5 protein-coding genes are annotated in these 2,848 nt (G+C 38.0%); 1 reads left to right on the forward strand and 4 read right to left on the reverse strand.

Annotated features, from left to right (window positions below):
- The 3 genes from RT445_RS03290 to RT445_RS03300 all read right to left on the reverse strand — a co-directional run.
- Window positions 1–273: Fur family transcriptional regulator (locus tag RT445_RS03290; protein WP_313469679.1), on the reverse strand; the 273-nt coding region annotated here is incomplete at its 3' end.
- On the reverse strand, window positions 273–1,133 hold the full coding sequence (locus tag RT445_RS03295; RefSeq protein WP_274793770.1) for a metal ABC transporter permease: 861 nt from the start codon (window positions 1,131–1,133) through the stop codon (window positions 273–275). The genes RT445_RS03290 and RT445_RS03295, both read right to left, overlap by 1 nt.
- A 14-nt stretch (window positions 1,134–1,147) precedes the next feature.
- Window positions 1,148–1,894 (reverse strand): metal ABC transporter ATP-binding protein, encoded by a 747-nt coding sequence (locus RT445_RS03300; RefSeq protein ID WP_274793771.1) that lies wholly within the window; start codon window positions 1,892–1,894, stop codon window positions 1,148–1,150.
- 167 nt (window positions 1,895–2,061) lie between these two features.
- Here RT445_RS03300 and RT445_RS03305 point away from each other — a divergent pair, with 167 nt between their 5' ends.
- The gene (locus RT445_RS03305) at window positions 2,062–2,298 is read left to right on the forward strand and encodes a Nif11 family protein (protein ID WP_274793772.1); all 237 of its coding nucleotides are present in this window, start codon (window positions 2,062–2,064) and stop codon (window positions 2,296–2,298) included.
- 51 nt (window positions 2,299–2,349) lie between these two features.
- Here the strand turns inward: RT445_RS03305 and RT445_RS03310 are convergent.
- A partial coding sequence (locus RT445_RS03310) for a deoxyribonuclease IV (protein ID WP_313469682.1) occupies window positions 2,350–2,848 on the reverse strand: 499 nt, incomplete at its 5' end.

The following is a 2,848-nucleotide window of genomic DNA, read 5'->3' on the forward strand; positions in this document are numbered from 1 at the left end:
ATGGTGATGATGAGCAGATTCACAGTGCATTCGAAAATTTCGTTCACCAGAAAGCTCCGTTTCTTCTAATATTCCAAGCTTCACAAAAGTAGCAAGGTTGCGATAGATCGTATCAAAGCTCATCCCTGGAAAATCCTTTTTTAAAACATCCAATAAATCTCGGGCTGTTAGATATTTATCTGTTGCAGCAAACATATCTAATATTAATTCCCGTTTATCTGTTTTTTTATAGCCATTTTCTTTTAATATTTCCCACGCTCTTGAAATATTCATTACGCTACCTCCCCCTGCTTTGCAGCCATTTTAAATGCCACTTTCTTTCCTAGGATGACAAGTAACAAGATTAAAATCGAAGTGACAACAATCGTACCTCCAGGCGCTAAATCCATATAAAATGCACTGATTAAACCAATTAATACAGCAGTTTCTCCAAAAATAATTGCATAGATGATGGTTTGCTTAAAGCCTTTTGCTAAGCGCATCGCAGCCGCGACAGGTAACGTCATCAGCGAGGATACTAATAAGATACCTACTATACGCATACTCGCCGCAATAACAAGCGCCGTCACAATCATAAATAAAAGATGAACCCATCTTGCAGGCAGTCCACTTGCCTTCGCATATTCCTCATCAAACGATAAAACAAACAGTTCCTTAAAAAATAAAAACAAAAAGAGAATGACAACAGCAGCAATTCCAATAACGACCCATAAATCTTGACGAGACACAGCAGATACCGAGCCAAATAAATAGCTCATTAAATCTGTGCTAAAGCCACTGGCAAGGGAGATAAAGATCGCACTAATCCCAATGCCTCCTGACATAATGATAGGAATGGCAAGCTCCTCATAATGCTTATACAAGCGTCTTAGTCGCTCAATTAAAATAGAGCCACTAACAGATGCTAGTATTCCTAGATAGATAGGATTGAGCAAGGCTAATGCTGTTACCGATTGACTGATATATAAGCTCCCGGCTATTCCAGCAAGTGTGACATGTGATAAAGCATCCGCAATCAAGGATAACCTACGTACAACAATAAACACACCTAAAAGTGGCGCTAGAATGCCTATTAATAACCCAGAGAAAAAGGCATTTTGTAAAAATTCATAATGTAAAATTGCTTCAATCATAGTGCCTTCCCCTTCTAATGAATCTTTCTTACAGAATGACCATACCAAGCGTCTAGTGCATCCTGTGAAATAGTATCAAATTCATTTTTATAGCCGTGAAAATGAATTGTTTGATTTAAGCATGCCACATGGCTAATGCGATTCGATACCGTATCGACATCGTGTGTGACAAGAATCATCGTAATTCCTTGTTCCCGATTTAATTTCGCCAGCATATCATAAAATGACTGCACATTCTCATGATCAATACCGACAGTTGGCTCATCTAAAATGAGCAATTTGGGATCACTAACTAAAGCTCTCGCAATAAAAACTCGTTGTTGTTGTCCACCTGATAGTTCACCAATATTCCGATGCATAAAAGCATCCATACCAACAGCCTTTAATGCTTCTTGGACCTTCCCTTTGGCATCTCGTCCTGGTCTTTTAAAAAGCCCTAATTTTTTCGTTAATCCACTTTTCACGACCTCTTGAACGGTTGCTGGGAATCCAGAATTAAAGGCATTTGATTTTTGCGAGACATACCCAATCCATTCGCGATGTTTAAAGGTTGCGCTTGGTTCGCCAAATAATTTGATCTCCCCTGATAGAGGCTTTAATAAACCTAAAATGATTTTTAATAATGTTGATTTGCCCGAACCATTCGGACCTAGAAGTGCTAAAAAATCACCCTCTTCTACACGAAAAGAAATGTTTTTTAAAACTTGCGTATAGTCATATTGAAATGACACATTTTCGATGTCAATAAGTGTTGTCTTCATGCATGATCGCTTCTTTCTAATTCAAAATCATTACGATTTACAAGTTGTAAGTATATAGGAAAGTGCAGTTTTTGTAAAGAAAAGAAGATGGATGTTTAACAAATGGCTAAATCGCAAGTGTGTACATGATTTCGTGAAAAATAACATGTGATAAAGGAGGATTGACTTTGAGTATTCAATTTTTACAGCAACTAGCACAAAGCTCTGATAAGGAAATTGTCGCGATTGCTCGTGAAGAAGGCTTCGACATTACGACTTCTGAGGTAAAAAAATTGCGCCCTTATTTGGAGCAATTCACATTCTCTTGGCTATTTTTAGGTATTCCTAAAGACATCCTTGTAGAAGTGGAGGCAGTATTAGGTAGAAAGCGCTCACGTCAACTTATTGCATTATTTACAAAATAACAAAATAGTGCCCGAAATCAGCATCATCAACTGATTTCGGGCACTTGTTCGTTACCCTTTTAACGCTTCAATTAGCTCAGGCTTAAATGTGCCGTTACGCAACATCTCAATTTCAACTTTATAAGGTGCTGCCTTCGATTTACTATCACTGTTTGAAGGCACAAATGGCGTTTCTAAAATTTTAGGAATATCCATTAATTGCGGATGATGCACTACATAGTTTAATGCGTCAAAACCGATATGGCCAAAGCCAATATTTTCATGGCGGTCTTTACGGGCGCCTCGCACATTTTTTGAATCATTAATGTGTAGAACTTTGATGCGATCTACGCCTATTATTTTATCAAATTCTTCTAGCACGCCATCAAAATCTTCAACAATATTATAGCCAGCATCATGTGTGTGACATGTATCAAAGCATACAGAAAGACGTTCATTATGTGTGACACCATCAATGATTTTAGCAAGCTCTTCAAAGGAACGACCACATTCGGTCCCCTTCCCCGCCATTGTTTCTAATGCAATTTGAACAGGGAAATCCTGCGATAAT

Origin of the sequence: Lysinibacillus sp., from assembly GCF_032093475.1 — a bacterium.
Taxonomy (GTDB): domain Bacteria; phylum Bacillota; class Bacilli; order Bacillales_A; family Planococcaceae; genus Lysinibacillus; species Lysinibacillus irui.